The organism is Streptomyces sp. NPDC058464 (genome assembly GCF_042721035.1).
Classification (GTDB): Bacteria; Actinomycetota; Actinomycetes; order Streptomycetales; family Streptomycetaceae; genus Streptomyces.
Window position 1 is genome coordinate 62,775 of sequence record NZ_JBHXMA010000006.1, and the last position, 14,485, is coordinate 77,259.

At 70.5% G+C, this 14,485-nt stretch carries 15 protein-coding genes; 11 read left to right on the forward strand and 4 right to left on the reverse strand.

Translation table 11 applies throughout. The features are described 5' to 3' along the window. Positions 1-30: 30 nt before the first annotated feature. Both ACFWPQ_RS10620 and ACFWPQ_RS10625 read left to right on the forward strand, forming a co-directional pair. Entirely contained in the window at positions 31-582 is a 552-nt protein-coding gene (locus ACFWPQ_RS10620; protein WP_384032041.1) for a TetR/AcrR family transcriptional regulator, read from the forward strand. After that, positions 579-2,105 carry an MFS transporter gene (locus ACFWPQ_RS10625; protein WP_384032043.1) on the forward strand — a complete coding sequence of 509 codons (1,527 nt, stop codon included), beginning with the start codon at positions 579-581 and terminating at the stop codon, positions 2,103-2,105. Before ACFWPQ_RS10620 ends, ACFWPQ_RS10625 begins: the two co-directional genes overlap by 4 nt. A gap of 98 nt (positions 2,106-2,203) precedes the next feature. Here the strand turns inward: ACFWPQ_RS10625 and ACFWPQ_RS10630 are convergent, their stop codons facing one another. Together ACFWPQ_RS10630 and ACFWPQ_RS10635 are read right to left on the reverse strand one after the other, a co-directional pair. Further along, complete coding sequence (locus tag ACFWPQ_RS10630) at positions 2,204-3,874, reverse strand: multicopper oxidase family protein (RefSeq protein WP_384032045.1); 1,671 nt, start codon at positions 3,872-3,874, stop codon at positions 2,204-2,206. Positions 3,875-4,070: 196 nt separating this feature from the next. After that, positions 4,071-4,742 (reverse strand): lysophospholipid acyltransferase family protein, encoded by a 672-nt coding sequence (locus tag ACFWPQ_RS10635; RefSeq protein ID WP_384032047.1) that lies wholly within the window; start codon positions 4,740-4,742, stop codon positions 4,071-4,073. A 324-nt stretch (positions 4,743-5,066) separates the two neighbouring features. Here ACFWPQ_RS10635 and ACFWPQ_RS10640 point away from each other — a divergent pair, with 324 nt between their 5' ends. The 3 genes from ACFWPQ_RS10640 to ACFWPQ_RS10650 all read left to right on the forward strand — a co-directional run bounded on the left by ACFWPQ_RS10640 (position 5,067) and on the right by ACFWPQ_RS10650 (position 7,368). Continuing rightward, positions 5,067-6,245, forward strand: a complete 1,179-nt coding sequence (locus ACFWPQ_RS10640; protein WP_384032049.1) for a glycerophosphodiester phosphodiesterase — start codon at positions 5,067-5,069, stop codon at positions 6,243-6,245. Between the two features lie 74 nt (positions 6,246-6,319). Then, positions 6,320-6,826, forward strand: a complete 507-nt coding sequence (locus ACFWPQ_RS10645; protein ID WP_384032051.1) for a sigma-70 family RNA polymerase sigma factor — start codon at positions 6,320-6,322, stop codon at positions 6,824-6,826. Between the two features lie 44 nt (positions 6,827-6,870). Next, positions 6,871-7,368 carry a GNAT family N-acetyltransferase gene (locus ACFWPQ_RS10650; RefSeq protein ID WP_361291245.1) on the forward strand — a complete coding sequence of 166 codons (498 nt, stop codon included), beginning with the start codon at positions 6,871-6,873 and terminating at the stop codon, positions 7,366-7,368. An 89-nt stretch (positions 7,369-7,457) separates the two neighbouring features. Here ACFWPQ_RS10650 and ACFWPQ_RS10655 read toward each other — a convergent pair whose 3' ends face one another. Beyond that, positions 7,458-7,877: a hypothetical protein gene (locus tag ACFWPQ_RS10655; RefSeq protein ID WP_384032053.1), complete on the reverse strand. Its 420-nt coding sequence runs from the start codon at positions 7,875-7,877 to the stop codon at positions 7,458-7,460. Between the two features lies 1 nt (position 7,878). Continuing rightward, positions 7,879-8,238 (reverse strand): hypothetical protein, encoded by a 360-nt coding sequence (locus ACFWPQ_RS10660; protein WP_189264692.1) that lies wholly within the window; start codon positions 8,236-8,238, stop codon positions 7,879-7,881. A gap of 69 nt (positions 8,239-8,307) precedes the next feature. Between ACFWPQ_RS10660 and ACFWPQ_RS10665 the strand changes: the two genes are divergently transcribed. The 6 genes from ACFWPQ_RS10665 to cbiE all read left to right on the forward strand — a co-directional run bounded on the left by ACFWPQ_RS10665 (position 8,308) and on the right by cbiE (position 14,207). Then, positions 8,308-8,964: an HAD family hydrolase gene (locus ACFWPQ_RS10665; protein ID WP_384032055.1), complete on the forward strand. Its 657-nt coding sequence runs from the start codon at positions 8,308-8,310 to the stop codon at positions 8,962-8,964. Positions 8,965-9,341: 377 nt separating this feature from the next. Beyond that, the gene (locus ACFWPQ_RS10670; RefSeq protein ID WP_384032057.1) at positions 9,342-10,376 is read left to right on the forward strand and encodes a methionine ABC transporter ATP-binding protein; all 1,035 of its coding nucleotides are present in this window, start codon (positions 9,342-9,344) and stop codon (positions 10,374-10,376) included. After that, complete coding sequence (locus ACFWPQ_RS10675) at positions 10,373-11,098, forward strand: methionine ABC transporter permease (protein ID WP_384032059.1); 726 nt, start codon at positions 10,373-10,375, stop codon at positions 11,096-11,098. Before ACFWPQ_RS10670 ends, ACFWPQ_RS10675 begins: the two co-directional genes overlap by 4 nt. A gap of 77 nt (positions 11,099-11,175) precedes the next feature. Continuing rightward, complete coding sequence (locus tag ACFWPQ_RS10680) at positions 11,176-12,012, forward strand: MetQ/NlpA family ABC transporter substrate-binding protein (protein WP_384032061.1); 837 nt, start codon at positions 11,176-11,178, stop codon at positions 12,010-12,012. Positions 12,013-12,236: 224 nt separating this feature from the next. Further along, positions 12,237-12,866, forward strand: a complete 630-nt coding sequence (locus ACFWPQ_RS10685; RefSeq protein ID WP_384032063.1) for a GNAT family N-acetyltransferase — start codon at positions 12,237-12,239, stop codon at positions 12,864-12,866. Between the two features lie 114 nt (positions 12,867-12,980). Beyond that, positions 12,981-14,207 (forward strand): precorrin-6y C5,15-methyltransferase (decarboxylating) subunit CbiE, encoded by a 1,227-nt coding sequence (gene cbiE, locus ACFWPQ_RS10690; RefSeq protein ID WP_384032065.1) that lies wholly within the window; start codon positions 12,981-12,983, stop codon positions 14,205-14,207. The last annotated feature ends 278 nt before the right edge of the window (positions 14,208-14,485 follow it).

The window sequence follows — 14,485 nt, forward strand, 5'->3', positions numbered from 1 at the left end:
CCAATGTCTCACATGGGCTACTCTTGTCTCATGGCCCTCGATCGCGACCACGTCCTGCGCAGCGCAGCCGCCCTGCTGACCCGCAAATCCACCGCGACCATGGACGAGGTCGCCAAGGCTGCCGGGATCAGCCGGGCCACTCTGCACCGGCACTTCGCCGGGCGGGACGCGCTGGTCCGTGCGCTGGAGGCGCTCGGCATCGAGGAGTGCGAGGCGGCCCTGGACGCGGCCCGCCTGGGCGAGGGCCCCGCGGCCGACGCCGTACACCGCCTGGTCCGCGAGATCGAACCGGCCGCAGGCCTGCTCGCCTTCCTCTACACCGAGAACCAGCTGTTCGAGGGCGAGGGCCAGAACCAGGGCTGGACCCGGATCGACGACCGCATCGCGGCCCTCTTCCGGCGCGGTCAGCAGACCGGCGAGTTCCGTATCGATCTCGCGCCCGCCTGGCTCACCGAGGCGCTGTACGGCCTGCTGGCCTCCGCCGCCTGGGCGGTCTCGGAAGGCCGCGTCGCCCGCAAGGACTTCACCCACATGATCGTCGAGCTGTTGCTCGGCGGCGCACGACGAAGAGAGGAATCATGACCAGCACCCTGCAGCCGGCGCGCGTCGCGGAGGCGGAGGAGAGGCGTCCGGGCCGTTGGCTCGCGCTCTCCGCCCTCGTGCTCGCCGTGCTGTTGGTGGCCGTCGACGCGACCGTCCTCGGCCTGGCGACCCCCTACATCAGCGAAGACCTCAACCCCTCCGGCACCCAACTGCTCTGGATCGGCGACGTCTACTCCTTCGTCATCGCCGGTCTGCTGGTCTCCATGGGCAGCCTCGGCGACCGCATCGGCCGCAAGCGGATCCTGCTCGTCGGCGCGACGGCGTTCGGCGCGATATCCGTCCTGAACGCGTACGCGACGACCCCCGGGACGCTGATCGCGGCCCGCGCCCTGCTGGGCGTCGCGGGCGCGACCCTGATGCCCGCGACCCTCGCCCTGATCCGCAACCTGTTCCACGACCCGCGCGAGCGCAGCCTCGCCGTCGGCATCTGGGGCGCGGCGGCCTCGGCCGGCACGGCCGTCGGCCCGATCGTGGGCGGCTTCCTGCTGGAGCACTTCTGGTGGGGCTCGGTCTTCCTGATCAACCTGCCGGTGATGGTGGTCCTGGTCCTCGTCGGCAGCCGGACGCTCCCCGAGTCCCGCAACCCCGCCCCCGGCCCGTGGGACCTGATCAGCGTCGTCCTGTCACTGGTCGGCATGATCGCCGTCGTGTACGCGGTGAAGGAGGCCGCCACCCACGGTCTCACCGGCGTGACCGCGACCACCGCCCTGCTCGGCACCGCGGCCCTCTACGGCTTCGTCCACCGTCAGCTCACCATGCCCAAGCCCCTGCTGGACATGCGGCTGTTCCGCAACCGCGGCTTCAGCGGCGCGGTCCTCGCCGACCTGCTGACCGTGCTCGGCATGTCGGGCCTGGTGTTCTTCCTCTCCCAGTACCTGCAACTCGTCCAGGGCAGGCACCCGTTCGAGGCCGGCCTCGCCGAACTCCCGGCCGCGGTCGGCGCGGTGGCGGCGGGCCTGGTGGCCGGCCGGGCGGCCCGCCGCCACTCGGTACGGGCGGTGGTCTCCGGCGGCCTCGCGGCGGTCGGCGTCGCCCTCGCGGCCCTGACCACCCTCTCGCAGTCCACCGGCTACCCGATCCTCGGCGCCGCCCTCCTGGTGGTCGGCATCGGGGCGGGCTTCTCCTTCACGGTCACGGCGGACGTCATCCTCTCCAGCGTCCCCAAGGACCAGGCGGGCGCCGCCTCGGCGGTCTCCGAGACGGCGTACGAACTGGGCGCGGCGCTCGGCATCGCCCTGCTCGGCTCGATCGTGACGGGCGTCTACCGGGGCTTCGCGGCCCCGCCGGGCACCCCGGCCGCCGCCCGCGAATCGCTGGGCGCGGCGGTCGAGGCATCGACCACCATGCCGGCCCCCACGGCGACCGCGATGCTGACAGCGGCCCGCGACTCCTTCACCCACGGCCTCCACCTGGCCTCGGGAGCAGGCGCCGCGGTCCTCCTGGCGACGGCGGTGGCGGCGTGGTTCCTCCTGCGAAACCAACGGCTGGAGAGCGCCCCGTAAGGGGCGCGGGGCTGTGTTCGATCTGCGGCTGCCGCCGCGTGGGCGTGAGCAACCACAACGCACCCGCACCCGAAGTACTGCCGAAGCCCCCCCACTCTTCACCTCTTGTAACCGAGCACCGTCATCATCCCGCTCTCCGAGTGGTACTGGTTGTGACAGTGCAGCATCCACAACCCCGGATTGTCGGCATCGAAGTCGAGCACCAGCTTGCGATGCGGCAGCACGATCGTCGTGTCCTTGCGCGCCCCCTCCGAGCTGATCCCGCCGACCGAGAACGTGTGCCCGTGCAGGTGCATCGGGTGCCACATGTCGGTCGCGTTGATCAGCGTCAGCCGCACCCGCTCACCGGCTCGCACCGCATGCCGTTCCCGCACGTCGTACGTCTTGTGGTCGAACCCCCAGTCGTACTTCTGCATCGTCCCCGTGATCCTGATCCGCAGGTCGCGGTCGGGAACCCGGTCGTCCATGGCGACGGACTCGGCCGGCAGCAGGCGCCGCGCGGGCACGATCTCGCGGTCCAGTTCGGCAGGACGGACATCCGGCGCGGGAAGGTTTCTGCCCTTGTCGGTGCGGAGGATCGCGAGCGCCTTGCCCTTCTTGCCCTCGGCGAGCGCGACGAGCGGGAAGACGCCGTCCTTGGCGGTGACGAGGACGTCGTACCGCTCGGCCATGCCGACGAGCAGCGCGTCGGTCTTCTTGTGCTGCACGGGATAGCCGTCAGTGTGGGTGACGGTCATGGCGTGGCCGCCGAGCGCGACCCGGAAGGCCGTCTCGGAGCCCGCGTTGATGAGGCGGATCCGGACCCGGTCGCCGGGGCGGCAGCGGAAGACGGAGGGGTCGGTGCGCAGCCGCCCGTTGGCCAGGTAGTGCGGGTAGGCGACGTTGCCGCCCTCGCCGTGCAGCAACTGGCTGTGCGAGTTGCGCAGCACCCGGTCGGGGCCCATCGGCTTCTTGGACTTGGACTTGGACTTGGACTTGGACGGTGACGCGGCCGGTGACGCGGACGCATGTGCGTGCGCCGATCCGTGCGGGCTCGGGCTGCCGCGGCCGGGGCCCATGCCCATGCCCATGTCCATCCCCATGGACCCGCCGGGCTTGAGCTGGTCGAGCACCTGCTCGGGGTTGGAACCGCTGATGTCGTCGACCCAGTCGTCCAGGACGACGACCCACTCCTGGTCGTAGGCGAGCGGCTCTTTCGGGTCGTCGACGACGAACGGCGCGTAGAGGGCCCGGTCGGGCTGCATGCCGACGTGCGAGTGGAGCAGATACGTGCCCGGGTGGGAGGCGACGAACCGGTAGATGAAGTCCGTCCCCGGCGCGATGGGAGGCTGGGTAAGATCCGGAACACCGTCCATGTCGCAGCGCAGCCGCACCCCGTGGGCGTGCAGTGTGGTCTTCTCGGGCAGCTGGTTGGAGAGGGTCAGGCTGAGGACGTCACCGGCGGTGACGCGCACCAGCGGCCCCGGCACCGACTCGTTGTACGCCCAGCTGTGGACCGACCGCCCACCCAGGTCCAGCATGCTCTTGGCAGCCGTGAACTTGATCATGCGGACGGGGCCGGACCCGCGCTTCCGCTCGGCCGCGAGCACCTCTGGGTCCGACGGGTTCACATACCCCCTGGGCCCCTGCGGGACGAACGCCGCGGTGCCGGCCGTGTACTGCGGGCCGGAAGTGGGTTCGGAGCCGGAGCCGGAACATGCCGCAAGGAGCCCCGCCCCGGCGGCGGCGAACGGAGCACGGAGCAGGGTACGCCGAGAAGGTTTCTGCATGTCTGAATAAGACATGCTGTGTGCTCATATGGGCGGTAAATGCGGACGAATGACCGAAGTGTCGGAGCAGATTCCACCGGCAGGCGGACGCCGGACGGATGTCAGGCAGATGGCAGACAGAAGGGCACGGACCACGGTCCGTGCCCTTCCTCCGAAAGAGTGTCAGCCGGCCCTCACCGTGAGCCGGCGCTCGTCGTCAGGCGGCCTTCGCCTTCGTGGCGTACATGTCCACGTACTCCTGCCCGGACAGCCGCATCACCTCGGCCATCACCGAGTCGGTCACGGCCCGCAGCACGTAGCGGTCCCGGTCCATGCCCTCGTACCGGGAGAACTCCATGGCCTCGCCGAACCGGACGGTGACCTTGCCGGGCCGCGGGACGCCCGCGCCGCCCGGCTGCAGCTTGTCCGTGCCGATCATCGCGAACGGCACCACCGGCGCGCCGGTCATCAGCGTCAGCCGCGCGATGCCGGTACGGCCCCGGTAGAGCCGGCCGTCGGGAGAGCGGGTGCCCTCCGGGTAGATCCCGAAGATCCGGCCCTCGTCCAGGACCCGCTTGCCGGTCATCAGCGCGGCCACGCCGCCGCTCGCGCCGTCCCGGTCCACCGGGATCATGCCGGTGCCGGTGAAGAACCAGGCCATCAGCCGGCCCTTGAAGCCCTTCCCGGTGACGTACTCGTCCTTGCCGATGAAGAACACCTGCCGCTTGCTCACGAGCGGCAGGATCATCGAGTCGATGAAGGTGAGGTGGTTGCCGGCGAGGATGACCGGGCCGTCCCCCGGGATGTGCTCCACGCCCTCCACCTGGAGGCGGAACATCAGGCGCATGATCGGTCCGAGCACTGCCTTGATGAGCGCGAAGCGGGACAACGGGTCCTCCGATGTCGAGGGGCGGCGTGAGTCTGTGCAGGTGAGGAGATTACTCGCGGCTCCGGGGGAAGCGCACATCGGGTACGTCCGGTTCACCGAGGTCTTACGTACTGTTGACGCTGGTTTACCTGCGGTGACACTCCGGGGGCGGGCCGTAACGAGCTCGCGACGATGTGACGGAAGTCGCCGACGGACCGTCATGACTCGCCGTCCAGCAGCCATACGACGTCACCCGGCCGTTGGGTCGACGGTCTCCCTTCGGTCACGTCCGCAGCCCTACGATCAGCCGGCATCAAAGGGCGAAGGTCAGGCAGGAGAGCGCTCATGAACACCCACGACTCGAACGAGCGAACGCAGACGAACGGCACGACCGGACGGCGGGCGCTGCTCGGCGCCGCGGTGCTCGGCGCGGGCGGCGCGGTCCTCGGACTGCCCGGCGCGGCCAGAGCGGCCGAGGCCAGGCAGTCCGGCCACGGCGGCCTGAGCAGCCTGCCGAAGCCGGCGATCATCGGCCACCGCGGCACCAGCGGCTACCGCCCCGAGCACACCTTCGGCTCCTACAACCTGGCCCTCGACCTCGGCGCCGACATCGTCGAGGCCGGCGACCTCGTCCCCACCAAGGACGGTCACCTGGTCTGCCGTCACGAGCCGGAGATAGGCGGCACCACGAACGTCGCCGACCACCCCGAGTTCGCCGACCGCAAGACCACCAAGACGCTGGACGGCGTGCCCACCACCGGCTGGTTCACCGAGGACTTCACGCTCGCCGAGCTGAAGACGCTGCGCGCGATCGAGCGCATCCCGGCCAACCGCCCGCACAACACGATCTACAACGGCCGCTGGGAGATCCCCACCTTCGAGGAAGTCCTCAAGTGGCAGGACGAGCAGACCCGCAAGCGCGGCAAGCAGGTCTGGATCTACCCGGAGGCCAAGCACCCCACCTACTTCCGCAAGCTCGGCCTCGGCGTCGAGGAGCGGATCGCCAAGCTGCTGCGCAAGTACGGCAAGGACAAGCGGAACTCGCCGGTCATCGTCCAGTCCTTCGAGCCGACCAGCATCCAGCGCCTCAACAAGCTGATCGACAACCCGCTGGTGGTGCTGCTCTCCGCCGCGAGCACGCAGCCCTACGACTTCGTCGCGACGGGTGACCCGCGCACGGTCGCCGACCTGATCACGCCGAAGGGTCTGCGGGAGATCGCCGGTTACGCCCAGGGCATCGGCCCGACCGTCGACCTGATCATCCCGAAGGACGCCAACGGCAACTTCACCACGCCGAGCACGCTGGTCGCGGACGCGCACAAGGTGGGCCTGATCCTGCACCCCTACACCATGCGCAACGAGAACCCCTTCCTGCCGCCGGCCTACCGCAACGGCACGGCCGCCGACGCCTACGGCAACGTCTTCCCCGTCTTCCAGAAGTACTTCGAGACCGGCATCGACGGCGTCTTCACCGACAACGCCGACACCGCCCTGCTGGCCCGCGCCGACTTCGTCAACGGCTGAGCCCACGCACCCCGTTCGGGGTGTCTCCCGGCCGCCCCGGCAACCTGCCCCGGGGCGGCCGCGTCGTTCCGCACATGACGCACGACCTGGTCGCCGCCCTGCACCCGCTGCTCACCGCCGAGGCCGCCGCAGAGGCATGTGCCTCCGGAGGCGACCCCCGCGACCTGGAGCAGACCGTCTGGCTCCGCCTCCTGGAGCGCCTGGAGACCCACGGCCCGCCCCGGGCCCCGGAGGACTGGCTGCGCCGGGCCGTCCGCGCCGAGTCCCGCCGCACCCGCCGTACCGCCCGCCGGGAACGCCCCTACGCGACCGACCCCGCCGACCCCTCCATCCCCACCCCCGAACAACGCGTCCTCACCACCGCCCGCCACCGCGCCCTGCGCGAGGCGGTGGCCCGTCTCCCCGGCCGCTGCCCCAGCCTCCTCCAGGCCCTGCTCTCCCCGAAGGACCTCACATACCGGGAGATCGCGGGGGAGTTGGGTATCTCACAGGGTAGTCTCGGCCCGGAACGTTCCAGATGTCTGGGATGTCTGCGCCGATTGTTGACGCCGGAGGTTGCGCCTCGCGAAGCGCGGGGATAGGAGTGAGAACGACAGGCGATCAGGTGAGCGGGAGGCGTGCGCACATGGGCATGAGCGTGACCATCTCGGTGGCGACCGAGCAGGATGCAGAGCAGATCTTCAGGCTCCAGTACCTGTGCTTCCAGAGCGAGGCGGCGTTGTACGGCAACTACCGCATCGACCCGCTCGTCCAGAGCCTCGACTCGGTCCGCCAGGAACTCGCCACCGACTGCGTCTTCGTCGCCCGCCTCGGCGAGGAGGTCGTCGGCTCGGTCCGCGGCTCGGTCACCGAGGACGGCGCCGCCGCCATCGGCAAGCTCTGCGTCCACCCCCGCCTCCAGGGCCACGGCATCGGAGCCCGCCTGCTCCGCGCGGCGGAAGGGGCCCTGGCCGAGGAGCGCGGCGCCAAGAAGTTCCGCCTCTTCACGGGCCACCGCAGCGAGGGCAACCTCCGCCTGTACCGCAGGGTCGGCTACGAAACGGTAGGTACCTCGAAGGGCGCAGACGGCGTCCCGATGATCGTCCTCGAGAAGCCGGCGAGCACGTACGCGACAACGGCGTGACTTTCTAGCCCCCCTTGGGCGAAGCGCCCCTTCAGGGGCGCGGGGAACTGCGCGACCAGCCACAACGCACCGTCAGTCGCGCAGGCTCCTCAGGCCCCCGCCCTCTTGGCGCCCTTCCGCAACCAGTACAACGCGGAAAGCGGCAGCAGCACGGGGATGAACACGTACCCCATCCCGTAGTCCGACCACACGGTCGCATCCGGGAACGCGGAAGAGTCCACGAGCGTCCACGTACCGACGATCAACACCCCCGCGAGCTCGGCGGCGCAGCACACCTGCGCCACCCTGCGCGCGGTCTCGCCGCCCCGCACCAGCGTGTACGTGATGAACGCGTACACCACCCCGGCAACGGCGGACAACGAGTACGCGAGCGGCGCCCGGTCGAACTCGGTCGCGATCTGGTAAGCAGATCGCGACACGGCCCCGACGACCATCACGCCGTAGAACCACACCAGCAGCGTCCCCGGCCCACTGGTCAGCCGCTTCGGCCTCTCTTCGACGGCCGTCATCTCACCCTCCCCAGATGTCATAGAGCCGCACCTCCAGCACGGCCAGCACCACACCGCCCGCGGCGACCGTCACGGAACCCCACCGCGTCCGCTCGGCGAGCGACATGAACCCCGCGGCCGGGACGCACGCGAACGCGCCCAGCAGATAGGCGACGAAGATCGTCGTCCCCTGGTCCGGCTTCTCGCCCCGCGCCAGCAGCACGATCCCGGCGATCAGCTGGATCAACGCCAGCACCGACACCACGGCCATCCCGATGAAGTGCCAGTCCTTCGTCGGCTGGTCCCGGTACGCGGCCCAGCCGCACCACGCGGCGAGCAGCAGCGCGGCGACTCCGGTCACCAGCAGCAGGGCATTGAGCATGCGGCGACCTTATTACGGCCGAAACGGCCCGATGCCGTCGCCCCTGCCGTACACCGTAGGGTCTAGACCATGACGCTCCAGACGATCCACGCACAAGCCCTCCTGTTCGACAACGACGGCACCCTGGTCTCCTCCCTCGCATCCGTCGACCGCTGCTGGACCCGCTGGGCGGCGGAGTACGGCGTCACCGAGGAGTTCGCCCGGGTCGAACTGCACGGACGGCCCGCCGCGGACATCGTCGCCGACCTGCTCCCGGCGGCTCTGGTGCCGGAGGCGGTCGCCCGGGTCGAGCAGCTGGAGGTGGAGGACGTCCCCGACGACGGCGTCCACCTGCTCCCCGGCACCGCCGCCTTCCTGGACTCGCTCCCCGCCGACCGCTGGGCCGTCGTCACCTCCGCCACCCGCCGCCTCGCCGAGGCCCGCCTGGAAGCGGTCGGGATCCGGCCGAAGACGCTGGTCTGCGCCGACGACATCACGCGCGGCAAGCCCGACCCCGAGCCCTACCTCCTCGCCGCCCGCCAGCTCGGCGTCGACCCGGCGCACTGCGTGGTCTTCGAGGACGCCCCCGCCGGACTCCAGGCGGGCCGCGCGGCCGGCATGACCACCGTGGCGTTGGCCACAACCCACCAGGCCCACGAGCTGGACGCGGACCTCGTGGTGAAGGACCTCTCGGCCTTGTCCGCACTGGTCACGGACCACGGCATCGAGATAGCGCCCCGCGGCTGAAAGGTGTCCGCCGCTGTCCAGCATGCGGACAGCGGCGGTCTGTCAGGACCGTAGGTCTGGTTTACTGATCGCATGACCACGACGAGCGACCGCACCCCTGCGACCGAGGCGACCATGACGCCCGGTGCTCGTTGTATGTGTCGAATGTGCGCCTTCTAGAGGGCCCCCGCACCACCCCAGAGCTCGCGCCCCGAAGCGAGACCGGTGGCATGTCCGTACGACGCCACGACGCCCGTACGTGACGCAAGCCGCCCCCCCCGCGCACATGTTCTCCCCGGTTCAGCGCCCCTGCGAGAACCGTGCCGCGTCCCTGAACGAACGCACCCGTGCGCCCGGGCACACCCACGCCCGCGCACTCGACAGTGACGGAAACCCACGTGATCACCACAACGGGCCTCACCAAGGTCTACCGCTCGCGCGGCCGCGAGGTCACCGCCCTCGACGGCGTCGATCTGCACGTCCGCGAAGGCGAGGTGTACGGCGTCATCGGCCAGTCCGGCGCCGGCAAGTCCTCGCTCATCCGCTGCGTCAACCTCCTGGAGCGCCCCACCGCCGGCACCGTGACGGTCGACGGCCGGGACCTCACCGCCCTCGCCGGGCGCGGACCGCGGGCCGGCAAGGAGCTGCGGCAGGCGCGCAGCCGTATCGGCATGGTCTTCCAGCACTTCAACCTGCTGTCCACCCGGACCGTCCAGGACAACGTCGAGCTGCCGCTGGAAATCCTCGGGACGTCGGGGAAGGAACGTTCCCGCAAGGCGCTGGGGCTGCTCGACCTCGTCGGGCTCGCCGACAAGGCGAAGGCCTACCCGGCCCAGCTCTCCGGCGGTCAGAAGCAGCGCGTCGGCATCGCCCGCGCCCTCGCCGGCGACCCCAAGGTGCTGCTCTCCGACGAGGCCACCAGCGCTCTCGACCCGGAGACCACCCGCTCCATCCTCCAGCTGCTGCGCGACCTGAACCGCCAGTTGGGCCTGACCGTCCTGCTCATCACGCACGAGATGGACGTCGTGAAGACGATCTGCGACTCGGCCGCCCTGATGGAGAACGGCCGCATCGTCGAGTCCGGCACCGTCAGCGAGCTGCTCGCGACCCCGGGCTCCGAACTGGCCGCCGCGCTCTTCCCGGTCGGCGGCGAGGCCTCCGGCGACGACCGCACCGTCCTCGACGTCACCTTCCACGGCGAGGCCGCGACCCAGCCGGTCATCTCCCAGCTGTCGCGCACCTACAACATCGACATCTCGATCCTCGGTGCCGCCATCGACACCGTCGGCGGCCTCCAGGTCGGCCGGATGCGCATCGAACTGCCCGGCCGCTACGAGGACAACGTGGTGCCCATCGGCTTCCTGCGCGAACAGGGCCTGCAGATCGACGTAGTGGGCCAGGAGGCCCTGCTGGTGAAGGACGGTGCCCGGTGACCTGGTCCGAGATGCAGCCGTTGCTGTCGCAGGCGTGTTGGGACACGCTCTACATGGTCGGCTGGTCCACGCTGATCGCCGTCGTCGGCGGCCTTCCGCTCGGCGTCCTGCTCGTCCTCACCGACCGGGGCGGCCTGCTCCAGAACGTGCTGGCCAACAAGGTCATCGGGCAGGTCGTGAACGTCGCCCGCTCGATGCCGTTCATCATCCTGATGGTCGCGCTGATGAACTTCACCCGCTGGATCACCGGCACGACCATCGGCCGCGAGGCCGCGATCGTGCCGCTCGCGATCGGTGCCATCCCCTTCTTCGCCCGCCTCGTCGAGACGGCTGTCCGCGAAGTGGACGGCGGGCTCGTGGAGGCCGTGCAGTCGATGGGCGGCAACACCTGGACCGTCGTACGCAAGGTCCTCGTACCGGAGTCGCTGCCCTCGCTCATCTCCTCCACCACGACCACGGTCGTCGCGCTCATCGGCTACTCCGCCATGGCCGGCACGGTCGGCGCCGGCGGCCTCGGCGACATCGCCATCCGCTACGGCTACCAGCGGTTCGAGACCGAGCTGATGTGGATCACGGTCGCGATCCTCGCCGTCGTCATCTCGGTCATCCAGTTCGCCGGCGACTACGCGGCCCGCTCGCTGCACCGCCGCGGCGGCCGGTCAGGCGCGGCGCCGAGGCTGCGCCTGCTGAAGGCCTCGGCGGCCGCCGGCGAGACCGTCTGAGCCCTGGCACCCATCCCCCGAATTTCCCCGCACCACCAACCGCGGGGACGCTCCACCCTTAAGGAAAGGCACTTTTCGTGCGTAACACCGCAAAGCTCACCGCCGCCGTCCTCACCGCAGGAGCCCTCACCATCGGGCTCACCGCCTGCGGCTCGGACAAGGACTCCGCCTCCGGCTCCTCCGACTACAGCGGACCGCTGGTCGTCGCCGCGAGCCCGACCCCGCACGCCGAGATCCTCGACTACATCAAGGACAACCTGGCGAAGAAGGCCGGACTCGACCTCGAGGTCAAGGAGTTCACCGACTACATCACGCCGAACACGGCGACCGAGGACGGCTCGGTGGACGCCAACTACTTCCAGAACCAGCCGTACCTCGACGACTTCAACAAGAAGCGCGGCACCCACATCGTGCCCGTCGTCACGGTGCACCTGGAGCCGCTCGGCCTCTACTCCCACAAGGTCAAGAGCGTCGACGCGCTGAAGAGCGGTGCGACCGTCGCCGTCCCCAACGACTCCGTGAACGAGGCGCGCGCCCTCAAGCTGCTCGCCGCCAACGGGCTCATCACCCTCAAGGACGGCGCCGGCAGCGAGGCGACCCCGCAGGACATCGCGAAGAACCCGAAGAACCTCCAGTTCAAGGAGGTCGAGGCGGCCCAGACCGCGCGCTCCCTGGACGACGTCGACGCCGCGGTGATCAACGGCAACTACGCCATCTCGGCAGGCATCAAGCCCGCCAAGGACGCCCTCGTCCTGGAGTCCGCGAAGAACAGCCCGTACGGCAACTTCCTCGCGGTGAAGAAGGGCAACGAGAAGGACCCGCGGGTGAAGAAGCTCGCCAAGCTCCTCACCTCGCCCGAGGTCAAGAAGTTCATCGAGGACAAGTACCAGGGCTCGGTCATTCCGTCCTTCTGAGCCGTCCCGCCTTCTGGGCCGTGCCGCCTTCTGGGCCGTGCCGCCTTCTGGGCCGTCCCGTCCTTCCGGCGGCACGTATACGGCGTATCGCCACGCACGGGGTCCACTCGCTCACCACGGGTGGACCCCGTCGTGCGGTTCAGTGGTTTCATGCTGCATGCTGGGCAGTTCGCAGGCCCGGCGGGTTTGGGCCTGAAGGATTTCCGAAGGTTACGGAGCGGCGCATGACTAGCACCTTCCCCAACATCTCCATCAGCACGGAGCGGTTGGTGCTGCGTGCCCTCGACGAGGACGACGTGCCCGCACTGGCCGAGATGATGAACGACGAGCAGGTGGGGGCCTGGACCGGCGTCCCCCAGCCGTACGGCGAGGACAGCGCCCGGCGCTGGATCACCGAGTACGCGCCGGCCGCGCGGCTCGCCGGCCGGGGCCTCGACCTCGCGGTCACCGAGTTCCTCACCCAGCGCCTCGTCGGCGTCATCCGGCTCACCAAGGCCGACTGGCGCATCCGGTCCGCCGAGTTGTCGTACATCATCGCCCCCTGGGCGCGCGGCGAGGGCTACGCCTCCGAGGCCGCGCTCGCCACCGCCCAGTGGCTGTTCGGCGACCAGAAGTTCGAGCGCATCGAGCTGCGCACCGCCGCCGACAACACCGCCGCCCAGCAGGTCGCCCAGAAGATCGGCTGTATCAGCGAGGGCGTGCTGCGCAACGCCTGCATAGTCCACGTCCGCACCGAGGACGGCACCTGGGCGGACCTGCGCACCGACTACATCGTGTGGAGCCTCCTCCCGGAGGACCTGGAGGGCGCGGGCGAGGAACTCGCCGGCAGCGACGGCTTCACCTCCTGGAACTGACGGCGACGGGACTCGCCCCGGCACCCGCCGGACAGCTCCACCAGGTACTCTCACGGAGCCCGCCCGCTGGGCCCGGACCCTGACGACCTGCGAAGACTCTGGAGACTGACGACGATGGCCGACCGGGTCACGGTGATCGGCTGGGACGGCTCGCCCCTGACCGCCGCGGCACGCGGCGCGCTCGGCGCCGCCACGCTCGTCGCGGGCGCGGCCCACCATCTGGCCATCCCCGAGGTGCCACCCGGCGCCGAACGCATCCGCCTCGGCAGCGTCGCCCTCGCCGCCCGCCGCATCACCGGCCACCGCGGCACCGCCGTGGTGCTCGCCGACGGCGACCCCGGCTTCTTCGGCGTCGTACGGACCCTGCGCGCACCCGAGTTCGGCCTGGAGGTCGAGGTCGTCCCCGCCGTCTCCTCGGTGGCCGCCGCCTTCGCCCGTGCCGGCATGCCCTGGGACGACGCGCAGGTGGTCGTGGCACACCGGCGCACCCTGCGACGCGCGGTGAATGTGTGCCGCGCCCACACCAAGGTGGCCGTCCTCACCTCACCCGGCGCCGGACCGGCCGAACTCGGCCTGCTCATGGAGGGCGTGCACCGCACCTTCGTCATCTGCGAGGAGCTCGGCACCGAACGCGAGCAGGTCTCCGTCGTCACCTCCGACAAGGCCGCCGACCACACCTGGCGCGACCCCAACGTCGTCATCGTCATCGGCGGACCGGCCGGACCGGTGCCGGCGGGGGAGGGCGGCGGCTGGATCGCCGGCCGGGACCCGGCGGCCGGCCCGCGCGGCTGGGTGCGGCCCGACGCGGAGTACGGCGAGGGAGCCACGCTCGGCGAAGGGGAGACGGAGCTGCTGCGGGCCGCCCAACTCGCCCGGCTGGGGCCCCGGGTGGGCGACCTGGTCTGGGACATCGGCTGCGGCAGCGGCGCGTTCGCCACCGAGGCCGCGCGCGCCGGCGCCGCCGTCATCGCCGTCGACCGGGACCTCGCGTCCTGCGTCCGCAGCGAGGCGGCCGCCCGCCGGTTCGGGGTCCAGCTCCAGATCGTGCACGGCAGCGCCCCGCACGTGCTGGAGAACCTGCCGGAGCCCGACGTGGTCCGGGTCGGAGGCGGCGGAGCGGCGGTGGTCAACGCGGTCGCCGACCGCCGGCCGCAGCGCATCGTCACGCACGCCGCCACCCGGGACGCCGCCGAACTCGTCGGCCGCGACCTGACCGAGCACGGATACCAGGTCGAGTGCGCCCTGCTGCAGTCCGTCGAACTCGACACCAGGGCCTGGACGGAGACCGAACGGAACGTCGCTTTCCTGCTCAGCGGTGTTCTGCCCGAGCGCGCCCCGTGATCCTGTTGTCATACTGCGCGCGGTAGGCTGGCCGATCGCTGCACTGCACCGGTGGCCCGGAAGTTCGTTCGTCAATGTCCGGAAAACGCGCCCCTTTTGGGGCGGGTGTGGTACGGCAGAACCGGGGACGCGCAACGTGGCGCAGTCCACAGCGGGCTGTCGCGGATCACGCTGTCGCGACGGTCGAACGGCCGGGACAATGCCACTGAATGGCTTTGTCGCCTTTTCCGGCGGGTCGTTCGTGCCGCTGGGCACGCACGCTCGTTCTTCACTGCGGG